A 16,427-nucleotide genomic window follows, 5' to 3' on the forward strand; every position below is an offset into this window, starting at 1 on the left:
GGATCACCGCGAGGGATCGTTGCTGAGCTCGATCGGCCGGCCGTGCGGCGTCGCTTCTGCCGCCCGCTGCCAGCTCTGCTGCAGGGCCAGGATCGTTTCCGTATCGGCGATGCCGTTGTCGACGATGAGTTTGGAGAGTGCCGCCACCCAGCAATCAAAATAGTCGCTGCCATCTTCGGCCCGGCCAGGCTTGTGCAATTGCGCGGAAAGCACCTCAGCCCATTCGCTCCAGCTGAACAGGCCGTTTGCGTGCAGGTGCACGGTCATGGCAAAAGCTTCGGCAGCCCATGGCTCGGGAAAAACCGGCTCGCCCTCCGGCGACCTCGGCAGCCCGGGTGATTGCGTCAGCGGCGATGTCTCATGTCGGCTCAAGATAGCTCTCCCAGGCATCGATCGATACCGTCAGTGATGGATCGGCGCCCTCGCCCCAGACCTCGCCGCCGCTGAAGACCACCGTGTAAAGCCATTGCGGGTTCTCGCCCTTGCCATGGGCATTATCGTCGGGAAAGACGAAAGAGCCTTGCACCGCCTCGACCATTCCGGTCCTGGCGCGGGCATAAAGCGGCAGGCGCGTATGTGTGACCGGATTGAAATTCTTGGTCTTCACCGTCTCACCGACCACGAAGAGCGGCGCGGTCCCGACAGGACGATCGCAAGGGCCGCCTTTCGCCAGAACGCCGGGCACCATATTCGCCTTCAGCAGCCGCTTCGGAACTGCTCCTGGCTGCTGCGCATGGCCGGACAGCAACTCCTCGCGAGTCGCAAAGCCGTGCCGTTCGAGCAGCTTATCGATGCCGCGGATCCAGATCTCGTAGTAGCTGGCAGCGAGATAATCAGCCGGCGGAATATTCTCGCGCGCATGCCGGCTTTCATCGATCGTCCATGCGCCGAACGCGCCGCAGGAAAGCGTGATGCCGAGCGCCCGCTTTTCCCATTCGGCATGGAAACAGGGCTCGTCCTGTTCGGGCGCGACAGGACCAAAGCCCATCTGCCCGCCGAGATCATGCGGTCCGTTCATGTGGCGCTCTCCGGCCTGCTCACAACCGCCGTGCCGATCATCGCATCGCGGCTCACCAGATCCGCAAGCGACTCCTCGTCCATTCCGTCGGTCCCTTCAGGCCGTTCGGGAATGACGAGGTAACGCAGCTCCGCCGTCGAATCCCACACGCGGATCTTCTTGTCCTCCGGCAGCGTCAGCCCAAATTCGGCCAGCACGCCACGCGGATCGATGACGGCGCGCGAGCGATAGGCCGGCGCCTTGTACCAGACCGGCGGCAGGCCAAGCACCGACCAGGGATAACAGGAGCAGAGCGTGCAGACGACGAGATTATGGGTCTCGGCCGTGTTGAAGACGGCGCGCATATGCTCGCCCTGTCGGCCGGTATAACCAAGGCTGGCGATGGCCGCCGTCGCATCGCGCCTCAGCCAGTCGGCGAAATCAGGATCGCTCCAGGCTTTCGCCACGACATGCGCGCCGTTCCTCGGCCCTACCTTTGTCTCGTAGGTCTCGACGATCGCATCGATCGCCGCAGGATCGATCAATCCCTTCTCCGTCAGCAGCGTCTCAAGCGCCTTCACGCGCGCCTGCATGTCGGAATAGTGATTGTCATGATTGTGAGTATGGTCGTCGTGGTGGTCATGGTCGTGCAAGGCAATGTCCTCCCGGTACGGCAGAGAGTCGGCTCTCACCCTCTCTGGCGGGTCTGAAAAGTAAGCGAGGTCCGCGGCTTGGTTCCCTCTTCTCCCCAGCGGGGAGAAGGTGGCCCGAAGGGTCGGATGAGGGGGCTGCACGGCACAACCATCAATATTGCCCTTCGCTTGCGCTTAGCGCATTCACGGCTTCGCCGCTCACCCCCTTGCATGTTCAAACTGCATCCGTTGATGATGGGTGCGACCCCTGGGGGATGGCCATCCCCCAGGGGTCGGACGGGCGGGACCGTAACCCCCTTGGCGTGAACCGGGGATGAGCCTGGTCCGCCCGTCCTTCGCGTTTGTCCTGAACAGATAGTGGGGAGCAGGTCCCGTATGCAAGGCAAGGTATCGTCCGAACGCACCGCGATGGCGACAGTTTATGTCGGCATCGATGTCTGTAAAGAGTGGCTGGACATTCATCTGCATCCTCTCGGCCGCAGTTTTCGGGTGACCAACGACACGGCCGGCCTGCGCCGCCTCAAGCGGGAGCTCGATGCGCTTGACCAGATGCCGCGCTCGGCGCTGCGTATCGTCATGGAAGCGACCGGCAAGTGGCATCGCGCCGTCCAGCGCTCGCTGCATGCCGATGGCTTTTACGTGTCGGTCGTCGACCCGCTGCGCGCCCGGCTGTTTGCCAAAGCCTGCGGCTTTCTCGCCAAGACCGATCGGCTCGATGCGCGGTTTCTGGCCATCATGGGAGAAGCCCTCAAGCCCGCACAGACCCCACCGCCGGACCAAGCGCTGGAAGCCCTGCAGGAACTGGTCAATGCCCGATCTGCCGCCAATGGCGAACGCACCGCCCTGTCCAACCGGATGAAGACGGCCGTGACCGCCTTCCTGCGCAAGGAACTGACGCGCCGGCTTGCCGCGCTCGACACCCATATCGCAAGACTGGACGCCGAGATCGAGCGCAGCATCTGCGCCGATCCCGAGATGCGCCGCCGCCTCGACATCCTCATCTCCATTCCCGGCATCGGAGCCGTCACCGCCGCAAGCCTGATCGCTGGCCTTTGCGAACTTGGCGCCTGCTCCGGCAAGCAGGCCGCCATGCTGACCGGCCTTGCGCCGATTGCCTGCGAAAGTGGCGAGCGGGCCGGACATCGCTCCATCAGGGGCGGACGCCCAGCACCCAGGAACGCCATCTACATGGCCGCCCTGTCCGCCTCCCGTCACAACCCGGACCTCGCACGCTTCGCCGCAAGGCTGAAGAAAGTCGGAAAACCCAATAAGGTCGTCCTCGTCGCCGTCATGAGAAAGCTCATCGTCCTGGCAAACACCCTCATCACCAAAAACCGCATCTGGACACCAAATCCACCTTGACACCAAACACAGATGCTCATCTGCCTGCCGGCATCTTCTCCCCGCTGGGGAGAAGCGGAATCGTGGCAGCGTGTCGCATCCCTAAAAACGTCCTCTCTGCTAGTTCTATCACACACCACACGCCCGCCAAGCCCTCCTATGCCACTCACGCTTTTCCGCTAATCTTCTGCCATGAACATTTTGATTCTCGGCGCAACCGGCTTCATAGGCTCCGTCGTCGCGGCCCGGCTCGTTGCCGACGGCCACGTCGTAACCGGGCTCGGCCGCAATCCCGTACGTGCCGGCTTTAAACAACCAGCGATCGACTGGCGACGCGCAGATCTCTCGCGCATGACGAAAGCGACGGATTGGGACGAGATCCTCAAGGACCAGCATGTCGTCGTCAATTGCGCCGGCGCCCTGCAGGACGGCCTGTCGGATGATCTGTCGGGCACGCAGGCAGAGGCGATGCTGGCGCTCTATTCCGCCGCAAAAGGCTCATCGCGCCCGTTGATCGTGCAGATATCGGCAAAGACGGCGGGAGCCGCGAGCGATCTTCCCTTCCTCGCCACCAAGCGGCGAGCCGACGAGGCGCTGGCGGCAAGCGGCCTGCCTCACCTCATCCTGCGCCCTGCCCTCGTTCTCGGCCGCAATGCCCACGGCGGTTCGGCGCTGCTCAGGGCGCTTGCCGCCTTTCCCCTGGTGCTGCCACTGGTTCATGCCGAAAGTCCGGTCGAAACAGTCTCTGTGGACGATGTGGCGGAAGCCGTGTCGCGGGCGGTCTCCGGCGGCATCTCCGGCGATGTCGATCTTGCCGCCAACGAAGTTCTGACGCTCGCCGATCTCGTCAGCCTTCACCGCCAGTGGCTCGGCCTGCCGCCCGCCCGCGTGTTTGCTCTTCCCGGCTGGCTTGCCGGCCCGGTGAAGTGGCTTGCCGATCTATCAGGATTGCTCGGCTGGCGTTCGCCGCTGCGCTCGACGGCGATGACTGTCATAACCGAAGGCGTGCGGAGCTCGAAAAAAGGGGGCGGCCTTGCCTTGACACCCGCGGCAGCAACGCTCGCGGCCAATCCCTCCGGCGTACAGGATCTCTGGTTTGCCAGGCTCTATCTTCTGAAGCCGCTCGTCATATCGGGCCTGTCCGCTTTCTGGCTGCTCTCAGGTTTGATCCCGCTGCTGGCTTTGGAGAATACGTCCGCGCATTTCCTGCCGTTCATGCCTGAGCCCGCAGCAACGGCGCTGACGCTTGCAACCTGCCTGATCGACATCGCTCTAGGCGCTGCCGTCCTCCTTCGCCCGCTGGCGAAACGTGCCCTTCTCGGGATGCTGGCCGTGTCGTTCGCCTATCTTGCCGGCGCCAGCCTGCTCGAACCCGCCCTCTGGCTCGATCCGCTCGGTCCACTCGTCAAGGTGCTGCCGTCGATGCTGCTGACACTCATCGCACTTGCCACCCTGGATGAACGCTGATGCTTGAGGAATGGCTGCTGCTTGCCCATGTCGTCGGCGCAACCATGCTCTTCGGCACCGGCGCCGGCATCGCCTTCTTCATGGCGATGGCGCACCGGACACGCGATCCCAAGCTGATCGCCCATGTTGCGGCAACGGTGGTGGTCGCCGACACCCTCTTCACCGCCACCGCAGCCATTCTCCAGCCGGTGACCGGCTATCTGCTGGCCCGGTCGATCGGCTGGGAGCTGTCGGAGGGCTGGCTTGCGCTGTCGCTGCTGCTTTATGTGGTGACCGGCCTGTTCTGGCTGCCCGTCGTCTGGATCCAGATCCGGCTGCGCGATCTTGCCCGCGCCGCAGCAGCGGCGGGAAAAGCCCTGCCGCCGGCCTATTTCAGCCTCTACCGCATCTGGTTTGCTTTCGGCTTTCCGGCCTTCTCAGCCATCATCGGCATTCTCTGGCTGATGCTGACAAAGCCGTCGATCGCTCTATTTTAGCATCGGCCAGAGGCTTAGCACCAACAGCACTGCCATGCTGATATTGAACCATTTCAGTCGCACGGGATCCGAAAGCCATTCCCTGAGCGCCGAGCCGAAGCCGGCCCAGGTCGACACGCTGGGCACATTGACCGCCGCGAAAGCGAGACCGACGATCAGCACGCTCGCGAGGTAGAGTTGCGGATTGATATAGGTCGCCATCGCGGTGACCGCCATCACCCAGGCTTTCGGATTGACCCACTGGAAGGCCGCCGCCGCGACGAACGACATCGGCTCGACGCCAGTGCTGCCTTCGCTGAGCGAGCGCGAGGTAGCGATCTTCCAGGCGATCCAGACGAGATAGGCGCCGCCTGCAAACTTCAGCGCCGTATAGACTACGGGCACCGTGTGTAGCAGCGCGCCGAGCCCGAAGCCGACGCCGATGAGCAGCGAAAAGAACCCGACGCCGATGCCAAACATATGCGGGATCGTCCTGCGGAAACCGAAATTCACGCCCGATGCGAAGAGCATCATATTGTTCGGCCCCGGCGTGATCGAGGTCGTGAAGGCGAAGAGAACGAGGGCGAGAAATGTATCCAGCGGCATGCGACCTCCCGAAGCCAGCTTTCCTGCGGCCTGTTTATTTAGGTCAGCATAACTGTCCTAAACCATCGATGCCATTACATCATTGTCATGGCGACAGGATTACTTGAAAGATGGCGACACGGCCCAATCTCCTGTCAAAGGGACAGAAAACCATGCAGGACGACCCGATTCCATCGATCACATTCCCGAACGGCACCGAGGTGCCGGCGCTCGGCCAGGGCACCTGGGCCATGGGCGAGGATGCCGGCCATGCCAAGGCCGAGATCGAAAGCCTCAAGGCCGGCATCGATCTCGGCATGACGCTGATCGACACCGCCGAAATGTACGGCGACGGTGGCGCCGAGGAGATCGTCGGCCAGGCGATCAGGGGCCGGCGCGACGAGGTCTTCATCGTCAGCAAGGTCTATCCCTGGAATGCCGGCCTGCATGGTACGATCGAGGCCTGCGAGCGCAGTCTCGAACGGCTGGGCACCGATCGCATCGATCTCTATCTGCTGCACTGGCGCGGCAATTATCCGCTCACAGAGACCGTCGCGGCCTTCGAAACGTTGAAGGCATCGGGCAAGATCGGTGCCTGGGGCGTCTCCAATTTCGACACCGACGACATGGAGGAACTGCTTGGAGTGCCCAATGGCGCCAACGTCGCCGCCAACCAGGTGCTCTATAACCTTTCCCGCCGCGGCATCGAATTCGATTTGCTGCCCTGGTGCCAGAGCCGCGGCATTCCCATCATGGCCTATTCGCCGATCGACCAGGGAAGCATCCTGCACCATCCCGAGCTGATCCACATCGCCAAGGCCTATCAGGCAACGCCCGCCCAACTGGCCCTCGCCTTCCTGCTGGAACGCGACGGCGTCATCGTCATTCCGAAGACGGCAAATGCCGAACGCGCAGCGGAAAACCGCGACTGCGTGTCGCTCGACATTACCGACGATGACTGGGATGCCCTCGACGCCGCCTTTCCACCGCCCACAAAGAAAAAACCGCTGGAGATGCTCTGACCTTCAGCGGCTTTCCCAATTATCAGCATCGAGTTTAGATGCCCAGGCCGTAATCTTACATGCCCAGGCTGTAATCTCTACATGCCCGGGCTGTAATCTTTACATGCCCTGCACGCCGCGGTTCATCGCCGCAATCCCGGTACGGCACACCTCGATGAGGCCAAGCGGCTTCATGATCGCCACGAACTGATCGATCTTCGACGATTTGCCGGTGATCTCCAGAATGAAGTGACCGACCGTCGCATCCACTACCTTGGCATGGAAGGCATCGGCAAGGCGCAGCGTCTCGGCACGCATCTCGCCCTCGCCGATCACCTTGACCAGCGCGACTTCGCGCTCAATCGGCCGGTCCTGGCCGAGCTCGCGGGCACGCACCGTCAGGTCGACGACGCGATGCACCGGCACGATGCGCTCGAGCTGCGCCTTGATCTGCTCCAGCACCTGCGGCGTGCCGCGTGTGACGACGGTGATGCGGGAAAGATGCGCCTGATGCTCGGTCTCGGAGACGGTCAGGCTCTCGATATTATAGCCGCGGCCGGAAAACAGGCCGATGACCCGGGCAAGAACGCCCGGCTCGTTGTCGACGAGAACCGAAAGCGTGTGGCTTTCGACGGCCGCCGTTTCCGGCGAGATGAAATAGGCGGAGCCCGTGGGCTGTAGGTGTGCGTTCATGGCGATGTTTCCTCTTCCCTTTTAGACGAGCGCGCGGCCCTTGGCATCGATCGCATTGGCGACCGCTTCGTCGGTGGCTTCGTCCGGCAACAGCATTTCGTTATGAGCCTTGCCCGAGGGGATCATCGGGAAGCAGTTGGCGAGATTGGCGACGCGGCAATCGAAAATGACCGGCTTCCTGACTTCAATCATCTCCAGAATGGTGTCGTCGAGATTTTCCGGCTTTTCGCAGCGCAGGCCGACGGCGCCATAGGCTTCCGCCAGCTTGACGAAATCGGGCATCGCCTCCGTGTAGGAGTTGGAAAGACGATTGCCATGCAGCAGCTGCTGCCACTGGCGCACCATGCCCATATATTGGTTGTTCATGATGAAGATCTTGATCGGCGCATCGTGCTGGATCGCCGCCGACATTTCCTGGATGCACATCTGGATCGAGGCATCACCGGCAATGTCGATGACGAGGCTGTCGGGATGGGCGATCTGCACGCCGAGTGCTGCCGGCAGGCCGTAGCCCATCGTGCCGAGGCCGCCCGAAGTCATCCAGCGGTTCGGCTGCTCGAAACCGAAGAACTGTGCCGCCCACATCTGGTGCTGGCCGACCTCGGTGGTGATGTAGGTATCGCGGTCCTTGGTGTGGGCGAAGAGCCGCTCCAGCGCATATTGCGGCATGATGACATCATTGCTCTTCGTATAGGCGAAGGAGTTGCGTGCCCGCCAGCGGGCGATATCGGTCCACCAGTCGTCCAGGCGACCCTTTTCCGGCTTCTTCGGCAGCGCCCGCCACAGGCGGACCATGTCTTCGAGGACATGGCCGACATCGCCGCGGATGCCGATATCGACGCGGACGTTCTTGTTGATCGAGGATGGATCGATATCGATATGGATCTTCTTCGAGGTCGGCGAAAAGGCATTGAGACGGCCGGTGATGCGGTCGTCGAAACGCGCGCCGATGCAGACCATGACGTCGCAATCGTGCATCGCCATGTTGGCCTCGTAGGAGCCGTGCATGCCGAGCATCTTCAGCCAGTTCTTGCCCGAAGCGGGATAGGCGCCGAGGCCCATCAGCGTCGAGGTGATCGGGAAATCGGTGAGTTCGACCAGCTCACGCAGCAGCTTGGAAGCCTCGGGGCCGGAATTGACGACGCCGCCGCCGGAATAGATGACGGGACGGCGCGCATTCGCCATCAGCTCGATTGCCGCATGGATCTGGTTGAGGTCGCCCTGGATCTTCGGCTGGTAGCTCTTCTGGATCGTGTAGTCGGCGGGAGGCGTGTAGGTGCCGGTCGCAAACTGCACGTCCTTCGGAATATCGACGACGACAGGGCCCGGACGGCCGGATTGGGCAATGCGGAAGGCCTCGTGAATGACGGCGGCAAGCTCGTTGACGTCCTTGACCAGCCAGTTGTGCTTGGTGCAGGGGCGGGTAATGCCGACCGTGTCGCATTCCTGGAAGGCGTCGGAGCCGATCAGCGAGGTCGGAACCTGGCCGGTCAGGCAGACGAGCGGGATCGAATCCATCAGCGCGTCCTGAAGCGGCGTGACCGCATTGGTAGCGCCTGGGCCAGAGGTGACCAGCATGACGCCGACTTTGCCGGTGGAGCGGGCGTAGCCTTCGGCTGCATGGCCGGCGCCCTGCTCGTGTCGGACGAGGATGTGCTTGACGTCTTCCTGTTGGAAGATCTCGTCGTAGATCGGCAGGACCGCGCCGCCGGGATAGCCGAAAATATGTTCGACGCCGTTGTCCTTCAGCGCCTTGAGAACGATCTCCGCCCCCGTCATCCGATTGCCTGCCGCCTGATTGTCCGTGCTCATCTATCTGTTCCGTTTGATGCTGGGATTGCGTTTGTGGCCGGAAGCCCGAATTTCGGGCATAAAAAAAGGCCCCTGAGGAGCCTGTCATCTAGCGCATGGGTGGCTATCGCCGGATGGTTACACCATCCTGCCCATGCGCTTTCCCACCACGATAAGAGCCGTTGCGATTTTCATGGTCGGAAGTGATAGACAGAAAATTTCGCAGCGTCAACGCATGCCGCAATAAAAAACTGCCCCCCGCCTGCATCCCCGAAAATCGATAGGATGAAGGATTTGTTAAAGGATCGACTTTATTCTTTTACGCTACCGCAGGGAGTAGCCCTTTGCTCAACAACGACTTGCGCATGTCTGGCAAGGCAGGCGAGCACGATCGCCGCGATGGCCATACGCCGGGAAATCGCTTTCTCGGCCGCGTCGTCGCATGCAGCGGTTCGCGGGCGACGATTGCCGCCGTCGCCGAACAAGGCGGCACCGATCTGACCGAACTCTGGTCCGTGGGGCGGCTGATTTCGATCAGCGTCGGCCGCAACCGCGTCGTCGCACTCGTCTATCAGATGAACACCGGCAGCCATGCCTGGGGCGAAGGCGAAGACAATATTTTCAAGATCGAGACAGAGCTGCTCGGCGAAGTGCGTGTCGACGAGGACGGGCGCGAGGAATTCTCGACCGGCATCTCGCGTTATCCCTATCTCGGCGCCATCGCTCACCGCATCCGATCCGCCGACCTGATGCGCATCTACGATGCCGGCGAAGGTACGACCGCCGTCATTGGCAAGCTGACGCAGGACGAAAGCATCGATGCGGCGATCCACATCCCCACGATGCTCTCCAAGCATTTCGCCGTCGTCGGCTCCACCGGCGTCGGCAAGTCGACGGCCGTGTCGCTGCTGCTGCACAAGGCGATCGCGGCGGATCCGAAGCTGCGCGTCCTGATCCTCGATCCGCATAACGAATTCGCCGCCGCCTTTCCCGAGCACGCCGTCACCATCGATACCGATACGCTCGACCTGCCCTTCTGGCTGATGCGGCTGGAGGAATTTGCCGAGGTCGTGTTTCGCGGCCGCCCGCCGGTGCCCGAAGAGCTCGACATGCTGCGCGATATCCTGCCGGAGGCGAAGCGCGCCTTCCGCGGCAGCGACAACTCGCTGGTGCGCCGCACGACGGAAAAGAGTTCGATCACAGCCGACACGCCGGTTCCCTACCGCATGGCCGATCTGCTGGCGCTGATCGACGAGCGCATCGGCCGTCTGGAAGGCCGCTCGGAAAAGCCCTTCCTGCGGTCGCTGAAGATGCGTCTCATCGCTGCGATCAACGATCCGCGCTATCACTTCATGTTCTCCAACAACACGATCAGCGACACGATCACCGAAACCATCGCGCAGATCTTCCGCATCCCCGGCGAGAACCGTCCGATCTGCACTTTCCAGCTTGCCGGCATCCCCTCCGAGGTCGTCAATTCTGTCGCCTCCGTACTCTGCCGCATGGCCTTCGAGGTGGCGCTGTGGAGCGACGGCGCTATCCACATGCTCGTCGTCTGCGAGGAAGCTCACCGCTATATCCCCTCCGATCCAAGCCTGGGCTTCGTGCCGACGCGCCAGGCGATCGCCCGCATCGCCAAGGAAGGCCGCAAATACGGCGTCTCGCTCGGCATCATCACCCAGCGCCCCGGCGAACTTGATCAGACGATCCTGTCGCAGTGTTCGACACTCTTTGCCATGCGCCTTGCCAACGACCGAGACCAGGAAATCATCCGCTCGGCCATTCCGAATTCGTCGATCTCGACGACCAGCTTCATCTCCTCGATCGGCAATGGCGAAGCGATCGCCTTCGGCGAGGCGATCAGCGTGCCGATGCGCATGCGCTTTTCCCGCGTCGACGAAAAGCTCCTGCCGAAGGCGAGCAGCGCCAACAGCAAGAACAGCGAGGAAGATCCGGATACGGTCGATCTGCGCAAGATCGTCACCCGCATGCGGGCGGTGACCGTCGGACCCGACATTTCGAATTTCCAGCAGAGCTATGCCGCGTCCGCGGCAGACTTCGACGAGGCTGATCCAACCGACGAGGATCTCGACGCGAAGCAATACACGCCGCCCGTCTCGTCCGCCGCGCCGCCCGCCCCCGCGCCGCTTGAATCCTACCGCCGCGAACTGCTGCCGCAAACACCGCGGCTGGACCCCGCCACGTCACCCGCGATCGATCCCAGGCTGGACGCGCTCCGCCGTGAGATGCGCCGCGATGAGCCGGTCTTTGCCCGGCCGGCACCGCCGGCGGATCAGCCCGCAGTCTCCCGCCGGGAGCCCGGCACATCGCTGCGCGAAAGCATCCTGAAAAAACCGCTGAGCAGTCTCTACAACAAGGATTGAGGCTTCAGCTCGCTTTCCAGGGCGATCAGTGGCTCGACGGCCTCGAGCACCCGTTGCCGGTCCATCGGCCCGAGCGGCAACAGAGGGCGTGGGAGCTCTGCCCCGGCGAGTGAAAGAAGGTCGACCAGCGTGTAGACCACACGAAGGCTTCCGAACGCCTTGAACGTTTGCCAGAGCGGCTCGAGAAGACCATCGAGCCGACGCGCTTCGCCGCCCTCGCCCGCAATCGCGGCCCTGGTCAGGGCAAGGGCGACGCGCGGAAGCATGCCGCCGATGACGCTGTACCAGGCGTCGGCACCTGAAAGCAGCGCTTCGGCAGCGCCCCAGTCGCCGCTGTAGCCGATCGCAAGCTTGGTCTTCTCACGCAGTGTCGCCAGTTCGCCTGCAAAATCGCCGTCAACTGGCAGAGGCATCTTCACCGCCCTGATCGTCTCGATGTCAGACAGGCGCTGCAGAAGGTCCCGGCTGAAGGTGAAGTGGGTCGTCCCGGGATTATTGTAGATGCAAAGCGGCAGCTTCGCCACCTCGGTGACCGCAAGGAAATGCTCGTAGGCTTCGTCCTGAGTAAGCGGCGTATAGGACACCGGCGCAAGCAGAAGCGCATCTGCACCAGCGGCCTCGGCATCCCTCGCAAGGCTCCGGGCGTGGTCTGTCCTCAAAGCACCGACACCGACGACGAGGGGAACACGACCGCGAACGCACTCGACCGCCGCCTCGACGGCTCGCCGTCGCTCCTCGCATGTGAGAAAGGCGTAGATCCCGGTGCTGCCCAGAAGGCCTATCGAAGCGACACCTGCATCGCACAGGCGTTCCAGCAGGCGGCAGAGAGCTTCGGTGTCGACCCGGCCATCCTTATCGGCGGGCGTTGGCGGAAAAGCCGAAAGGCCATGAAATGCAGAGGCGACAGACATGATGCGATCCTGAAATCCGGTCAATGTGAGAACAGCAGGCGCGATCCGGCGCCCGCGAAGAAGACGGCGAGGCTGCCTTCGATCCACCGCCGCGCACGGGCGTAGCCGCGCACCATCGGCGCCGTCGAGAAGAGCACGGCATAGCCGGCAAATATCGAGATCCCGAGCAGCACGCATCCACCGAAAGCCGTGACGGCCATCTCCGGCGAAGCGCCGGGCTTCAGGCCGAGCGACATGATCGCCACCCAGCCCAGAACCGCCTTCGGATTGCCGAGATGCATCAGAACGCCGCGACGATAGAGTGTGCCGAGTTGCGCGGCGGGTCGAACGACCTCGCTTGCCGGTCTATCAGGGACGGCGGCCGAGCGGGCCGCCCTCCAGGCGAGCCAGAGAAGGTACAACCCGCCTCCGATCTTGAGAAGCAACAGGGCATGAGCATAGCGGACCAGAAGTGTCGAGATGCCGGTGACCGCGACCAGCCCCCAGCATGTCGACATCGTTATAACCCCGGCGGCAAGGGCGAGCGCGGGTCGACGCCCTTGCCGCATCGCCATATTCATGATGGCCATGTTGCTTGGTCCGGGACTGCCCGCAGCGATTGCGTAGGCAATGTAGACGACGAGAAGATCCTGCATTTGTGTTATTTTCCAGAAGTTTGCGCTCGCGCACGGCACCACGCCGAAGACGAAAAATACGCCCTCGGGAAGTCGCCAATCCGCTTCCTTTTCTTTTAAAATTGGTCCACCATGAAGCTCCATTTTGAATAATTTTTATGGACCATTATGAAATGTCCAAACGGCGCAGCACCATCGAAATCCCATCGCTCAACGCGATCGATCGAATGGCCAATGTCAGCCGTCAGCTTGCCCAGGCCTTGCGGAATGCAATCGCCTGCGGTGAGCTGAGGCCAGGCGAACGCCTTCCTTCGACGCGGAGTCTTGCGGCTTCGCTGAAGATCGCGCGCGGCACTGTCGTCGAGGTGTTCGATCAGCTGACTGCCGAAGGCTATCTCGAAGCGCGGGTCGGATCCGGAACTCGTATTGCCGCTCATCTGATGGGCGCAACGCCGACGCTCCCGCCCGCGCCGGCAGCGCCATCAATCGCGGATGCTGTCGACTTGCCTTCCCAGGCTGCCCGACTGATCGCCATCGCCCGTGCGCTCACCCCGCACCCGCCCGTTCCCTTTGCCATCGCCGTCCCGGCTTGCGGTATTGCGCCCGACGACAACTGGCGCCGTCTCGGCAACCGCGTGCGCGCGTCGCGACAGGCCGCACCCTCGGGTTATCACGATCCTATGGGCTTGCTCGAACTCAGGCTTGCCATTGCCGACCACGTCCGGCGCGCGCGGGCCGTTCATTGCGAGCCGGAACAGGTCATCGTCACGTCAGGCACCCAGCAAGGCCTCTATATGGCGGGCCGGGTCCTTCTCTCGCGCGACGATCCGGTATGGGCCGAGGACCCGGCCTATCCCGGCTTGACGGCAGTGCTCGACGATCTCGGCGTACGGATGCACCGCCTGCCGGTCGATACACAGGGAATGAACGTGGAACGCGGCCTCGAGCTATGTCCGCAGGCTCGCGCCGCATTCGTCACCCCTTCGCACCAATATCCGATCGGGATGCCGCTCAGTATGGCGCGGCGCAATGCCTTGATCGCCTGGGCTGATCAAAATCGCGCCTGGATCGTCGAGGACGACTACGACAGTGAGCTGCGTTATGCCGGACACCCATTTCCCTCCATGCAGGGATTGCGTCCGTCACGCGTCATCTATCTCGGCACCTTCAGCAAGGTGCTCTTTCCTTCCCTGCGCCTCGGCTACGTCATCGCCCCTTCTCCGCTCGCAGAAGCCTTTGCCGGCGCCCGCGCCATTCTCGACCGGCATTCGCCGACCGGCGAACAGCACGTTCTGGCGGCCTATATGCGGGAAGGCTATTTCGAAGCGCATATCCGGCGCATCCGCGGCCTCTATGCCGAACGCCGCGCTGTTCTGCTCTCGGCGCTCGATCGGGCCTTGCCTGAGGGGTGCCGCGTCCAGGAGAGCGACCAGGGCATGCATATTCTTCTGTGGCTGCCCGAGGAGGTCGACGACGTGCAACTCGCAGCCCGCGCTCTCTCGGCCGGCCTCGCCGTGCGTGCGATCTCCCCGATGTATGCCACGCGGCCGGCGCGCCCCGGCCTGATGCTGGGCTTCGGTGGATTTCTGCCGGAACAGCTGCAGGCGGCGATTGGAGGACTCGTCAATCTGCTGAGCCAGCAGATGTCTCAAGCAGGAGGCCCGCAACAAACTGAAACCTAAACTGTCAGCCGCTCCCAGCTATCGTCCATTTGGTTGCGAAACCATGTCATTTGCCGCTTGGCATATTGCCGCGTCGCCGCAGCCCCCTTCTCCAGCACCTCCTCGCGCGTCATCTCGCCCCTGACCATCGCCGCAATCTGCGACACGCCGATTGCTTTCATCACAGGCGCCTCGGCCGGCAGGCCGAGCGCGAGCAGCGCCCTTACCTCATCTTCCGCGCCTTGCTGCAGCATCTTTTCGAAACGCCCGTTGATGCGCTGGTGCAGCACTGCTCTGTCTGGCAGCACGACGATCTTGCGGGCCTGGGTGGCGTCGATGACCTCCGCCCCCGACCGGCCCTGGAAATCGGCGATCGACCGTCCCGTCGCCCTCATCACTTCGAGCGCCCGGACGATGCGCTGCCCGTCCTGTCGGTTGAGGTTTGCCGCCATGGCGGGATCGGCTTCGGCGAGCTCCGCATACAGCCCGTCCGGTCCCTCCTGCAACAGCCGCGTCCTGAGTTCGTCCCGTAGCGCCTCGGGTATCTCGGGCATATCGGAGAGGCCGCCGGTTAGTGCCTTGAAATAAAGCCCGGTGCCGCCGACGAAGACCGGCAGCCGCCCCGTGGTCCTCAGCACCGGCAGCAGTGCTGCGACATCGCGCAGCCAGGCGCCTGTGGAATAGGTCGCACCTGCCGGCACGTGGCCGTAGAGATGATGCGGCACACCCTGCATCTCCTCCTCCGACGGCCGCGCGGTCAGCACCTGCAGCGTGTCATAGACCTGCATGCTGTCGGCGTTGACAACCGCGCCGTCATGGCGCCTGGCCAATTCGACAGCGAGCGCGGACTTGCCGCTGGCGGTCGGCCCGGTTATCAGGATCGCATTCACTGTGCTCAGAAGGTTTTCCATCATGGCCCTCGTTGCCACGCTTGTTGCCAATCCGTCAAATCCCGTGCTGACACCCGAAATCGCCGAGCAGGCGGCCAAGGCCGTGAACGCTTCCGGTCTCTACTGGCTGGCCGACGGCGTCGCCTGCGATATCGCGCTGCGCGACGGCACGGACGCGCAAGCGGCCGAGGCCAATATCCTTGCCGTCATAGCAAGCGCGCCCATCGACCTCGTCATCCAGGAGCAGGAGACCCGCCGCAAGAAGCTGCTGATCGCCGACATGGATTCGACGATGATCGGCCAGGAATGCATCGACGAACTCGCCGCCGAAGTCGGTCTGAAGGAGAAGGTCGCGATCATTACCGCCCGCGCCATGAACGGCGAGATCGCCTTCGAGCCTGCCCTGCGTGAGCGTGTCGCTCTGCTGAAGGGCTTGCCGATATCCGTCGTCGACGAGGTGATCGCCAAGCGCATCACGCTCACCCCGGGCGGCCCGGAACTGATCGCCACCATGAAGTCGAAAGGCCTTTACACCGCGCTTGTCTCAGGCGGTTTCACCGTTTTCACCAGCCGCATCGCCGCCACCCTCGGTTTCGACGAGAACCGCGCCAACACGCTGCTCGAAGACGGCGGCATTCTCTCCGGCTTCGTCGCCGAACCGATCCTCGGCAAGCAGGCGAAAGTCGATGCGCTGAACGAGATTTCGGCCCGCCTCGGCATTTCGCCGGAAGAAGCGATCGCCGTCGGCGACGGCGCCAACGATCTCGGCATGCTGCAACTGGCCGGCGCCGGCGTCGCCCTTCACGCCAAGCCGGCCGTCGCCGCCGAGGCGCAGATGCGCATCAACCACGGCGACCTGACCGCCCTGCTCTACATCCAGGGCTACCGGAAGACGGATTTCGTGAGGGCTTGAAGGCGATACCAGCGACATTCCCGAAATCGGGGCTGATCACTGGCCGCTCGCACGGAAGGGCAACCTCCGTA

The 16,427-nt window shown here is 63.0% G+C and carries 16 protein-coding genes; 7 read left to right on the forward strand and 9 right to left on the reverse strand.

Going from position 1 to position 16,427, the window contains the following annotated elements; translation table 11 throughout:
- Positions 1-3: 3 nt before the first annotated feature.
- Genes N1937_RS14035 through nthA form a run of 3 tightly spaced genes read right to left on the reverse strand, consistent with a single transcriptional unit; the run spans position 4 to position 1,650 of the window.
- Positions 4-372: a nitrile hydratase accessory protein gene (locus N1937_RS14035; protein ID WP_017965030.1), complete on the reverse strand. Its 369-nt coding sequence runs from the start codon at positions 370-372 to the stop codon at positions 4-6.
- The gene (gene nthB, locus N1937_RS14040; RefSeq protein ID WP_222291512.1) at positions 359-1,018 is read right to left on the reverse strand and encodes a nitrile hydratase subunit beta; all 660 of its coding nucleotides are present in this window, start codon (positions 1,016-1,018) and stop codon (positions 359-361) included. The genes N1937_RS14035 and nthB overlap by 14 nt, the downstream gene beginning before the upstream one ends.
- A complete protein-coding gene (gene nthA, locus N1937_RS14045; protein ID WP_017965032.1) occupies positions 1,015-1,650 on the reverse strand; it encodes a nitrile hydratase subunit alpha in 636 nt (211 codons plus the stop codon). Before nthA ends, nthB begins: the two co-directional genes overlap by 4 nt.
- Before the next feature lie 375 nt (positions 1,651-2,025).
- Between nthA and N1937_RS14050 the strand changes: the two genes are divergently transcribed.
- The 3 genes from N1937_RS14050 to N1937_RS14060 all read left to right on the forward strand — a co-directional run bounded on the left by N1937_RS14050 (position 2,026) and on the right by N1937_RS14060 (position 4,934).
- Positions 2,026-3,012, forward strand: a complete 987-nt coding sequence (locus N1937_RS14050) for an IS110 family transposase (protein WP_222281449.1) — start codon at positions 2,026-2,028, stop codon at positions 3,010-3,012.
- Between the two features lie 171 nt (positions 3,013-3,183).
- Positions 3,184-4,458 (forward strand): SDR family oxidoreductase, encoded by a 1,275-nt coding sequence (locus N1937_RS14055; RefSeq protein WP_260056424.1) that lies wholly within the window; start codon positions 3,184-3,186, stop codon positions 4,456-4,458.
- Positions 4,458-4,934 (forward strand): DUF2269 family protein, encoded by a 477-nt coding sequence (locus tag N1937_RS14060; protein WP_017965034.1) that lies wholly within the window; start codon positions 4,458-4,460, stop codon positions 4,932-4,934. Before N1937_RS14055 ends, N1937_RS14060 begins: the two co-directional genes overlap by 1 nt.
- Here N1937_RS14060 and N1937_RS14065 read toward each other — a convergent pair.
- Positions 4,926-5,519, reverse strand: coding sequence for a LysE family translocator (locus N1937_RS14065; RefSeq protein WP_222291520.1), 594 nt, complete (start codon positions 5,517-5,519; stop codon positions 4,926-4,928). The genes N1937_RS14060 and N1937_RS14065 overlap by 9 nt on opposite strands.
- A gap of 152 nt (positions 5,520-5,671) precedes the next feature.
- On the opposite strand from N1937_RS14065, the gene N1937_RS14070 reads away from it, so the two are divergent.
- Entirely contained in the window at positions 5,672-6,520 is an 849-nt protein-coding gene (locus N1937_RS14070) for an aldo/keto reductase (protein WP_170255015.1), read from the forward strand.
- A 99-nt stretch (positions 6,521-6,619) separates the two neighbouring features.
- On the opposite strand, the gene ilvN is transcribed toward N1937_RS14070, so the two are convergent.
- Both ilvN and N1937_RS14080 read right to left on the reverse strand, forming a co-directional pair.
- Positions 6,620-7,192 (reverse strand): acetolactate synthase small subunit, encoded by a 573-nt coding sequence (gene ilvN, locus N1937_RS14075; protein ID WP_003560902.1) that lies wholly within the window; start codon positions 7,190-7,192, stop codon positions 6,620-6,622.
- Between the two features lie 21 nt (positions 7,193-7,213).
- On the reverse strand, positions 7,214-9,004 hold the full coding sequence (locus N1937_RS14080; protein WP_170276434.1) for an acetolactate synthase 3 large subunit: 1,791 nt from the start codon (positions 9,002-9,004) through the stop codon (positions 7,214-7,216).
- Between the two features lie 323 nt (positions 9,005-9,327).
- On the opposite strand from N1937_RS14080, the gene N1937_RS14085 reads away from it, so the two are divergent.
- Positions 9,328-11,367: an ATP-binding protein gene (locus tag N1937_RS14085; RefSeq protein ID WP_260056425.1), complete on the forward strand. Its 2,040-nt coding sequence runs from the start codon at positions 9,328-9,330 to the stop codon at positions 11,365-11,367.
- Here the strand turns inward: N1937_RS14085 and N1937_RS14090 are convergent.
- Both N1937_RS14090 and N1937_RS14095 read right to left on the reverse strand, forming a co-directional pair.
- The gene (locus N1937_RS14090) at positions 11,352-12,278 is read right to left on the reverse strand and encodes a dihydrodipicolinate synthase family protein (RefSeq protein WP_017965038.1); all 927 of its coding nucleotides are present in this window, start codon (positions 12,276-12,278) and stop codon (positions 11,352-11,354) included. The two genes, N1937_RS14085 and N1937_RS14090, sit on opposite strands and share 16 nt — an antisense overlap.
- Before the next feature lie 20 nt (positions 12,279-12,298).
- Positions 12,299-12,913 (reverse strand): LysE family translocator, encoded by a 615-nt coding sequence (locus N1937_RS14095; RefSeq protein ID WP_260056426.1) that lies wholly within the window; start codon positions 12,911-12,913, stop codon positions 12,299-12,301.
- Positions 12,914-13,065: 152 nt separating this feature from the next.
- Here N1937_RS14095 and pdxR point away from each other — a divergent pair, with 152 nt between their 5' ends.
- Positions 13,066-14,574 carry a MocR-like pyridoxine biosynthesis transcription factor PdxR gene (gene pdxR / locus N1937_RS14100; protein WP_260058958.1) on the forward strand — a complete coding sequence of 503 codons (1,509 nt, stop codon included), beginning with the start codon at positions 13,066-13,068 and terminating at the stop codon, positions 14,572-14,574.
- On the opposite strand, the gene miaA is transcribed toward pdxR, so the two are convergent.
- Positions 14,571-15,467, reverse strand: a complete 897-nt coding sequence (miaA, locus tag N1937_RS14105) for a tRNA (adenosine(37)-N6)-dimethylallyltransferase MiaA (RefSeq protein ID WP_260056427.1) — start codon at positions 15,465-15,467, stop codon at positions 14,571-14,573. The genes pdxR and miaA overlap by 4 nt on opposite strands.
- Between miaA and serB the strand changes: the two genes are divergently transcribed.
- Positions 15,466-16,356, forward strand: coding sequence for a phosphoserine phosphatase SerB (gene serB / locus N1937_RS14110; RefSeq protein ID WP_260056428.1), 891 nt, complete (start codon positions 15,466-15,468; stop codon positions 16,354-16,356). The genes miaA and serB overlap by 2 nt on opposite strands.
- Positions 16,357-16,427: the final 71 nt, after the last annotated feature.

The sequence above is a fragment of the Rhizobium sp. WSM4643 genome, from assembly GCF_025152745.1.
GTDB lineage: Bacteria > Pseudomonadota > Alphaproteobacteria > Rhizobiales > Rhizobiaceae > Rhizobium > Rhizobium leguminosarum_I.

Excerpts from the sequence above, each read along its gene's own strand:
- nthB (WP_222291512.1), bottom strand. The coding sequence starts at position 1,018 with ATGAACGGACCGCATGATCTCGGCGGGCAGATGGGCTTTGGTCCTGTC.
- N1937_RS14050 (WP_222281449.1), top strand. The coding sequence starts at position 2,026 with ATGCAAGGCAAGGTATCGTCCGAACGCACCGCGATGGCGACAGTTTAT.
- N1937_RS14055 (WP_260056424.1), top strand. The coding sequence starts at position 3,184 with ATGAACATTTTGATTCTCGGCGCAACCGGCTTCATAGGCTCCGTCGTC.
- N1937_RS14060 (WP_017965034.1), top strand. The coding sequence starts at position 4,458 with ATGCTTGAGGAATGGCTGCTGCTTGCCCATGTCGTCGGCGCAACCATG.
- N1937_RS14065 (WP_222291520.1), bottom strand. The coding sequence starts at position 5,519 with ATGCCGCTGGATACATTTCTCGCCCTCGTTCTCTTCGCCTTCACGACC.
- N1937_RS14070 (WP_170255015.1), top strand. The coding sequence starts at position 5,672 with ATGCAGGACGACCCGATTCCATCGATCACATTCCCGAACGGCACCGAG.
- ilvN (WP_003560902.1), bottom strand. The coding sequence starts at position 7,192 with ATGAACGCACACCTACAGCCCACGGGCTCCGCCTATTTCATCTCGCCG.
- N1937_RS14080 (WP_170276434.1), bottom strand. The coding sequence starts at position 9,004 with ATGAGCACGGACAATCAGGCGGCAGGCAATCGGATGACGGGGGCGGAG.
- N1937_RS14090 (WP_017965038.1), bottom strand. The coding sequence starts at position 12,278 with ATGTCTGTCGCCTCTGCATTTCATGGCCTTTCGGCTTTTCCGCCAACG.
- N1937_RS14095 (WP_260056426.1), bottom strand. The coding sequence starts at position 12,913 with ATGCAGGATCTTCTCGTCGTCTACATTGCCTACGCAATCGCTGCGGGC.
- pdxR (WP_260058958.1), top strand. The coding sequence starts at position 13,066 with ATGTCCAAACGGCGCAGCACCATCGAAATCCCATCGCTCAACGCGATC.
- serB (WP_260056428.1), top strand. The coding sequence starts at position 15,466 with ATGGCCCTCGTTGCCACGCTTGTTGCCAATCCGTCAAATCCCGTGCTG.
- miaA (WP_260056427.1), bottom strand. The coding sequence starts at position 15,467 with ATGATGGAAAACCTTCTGAGCACAGTGAATGCGATCCTGATAACCGGG.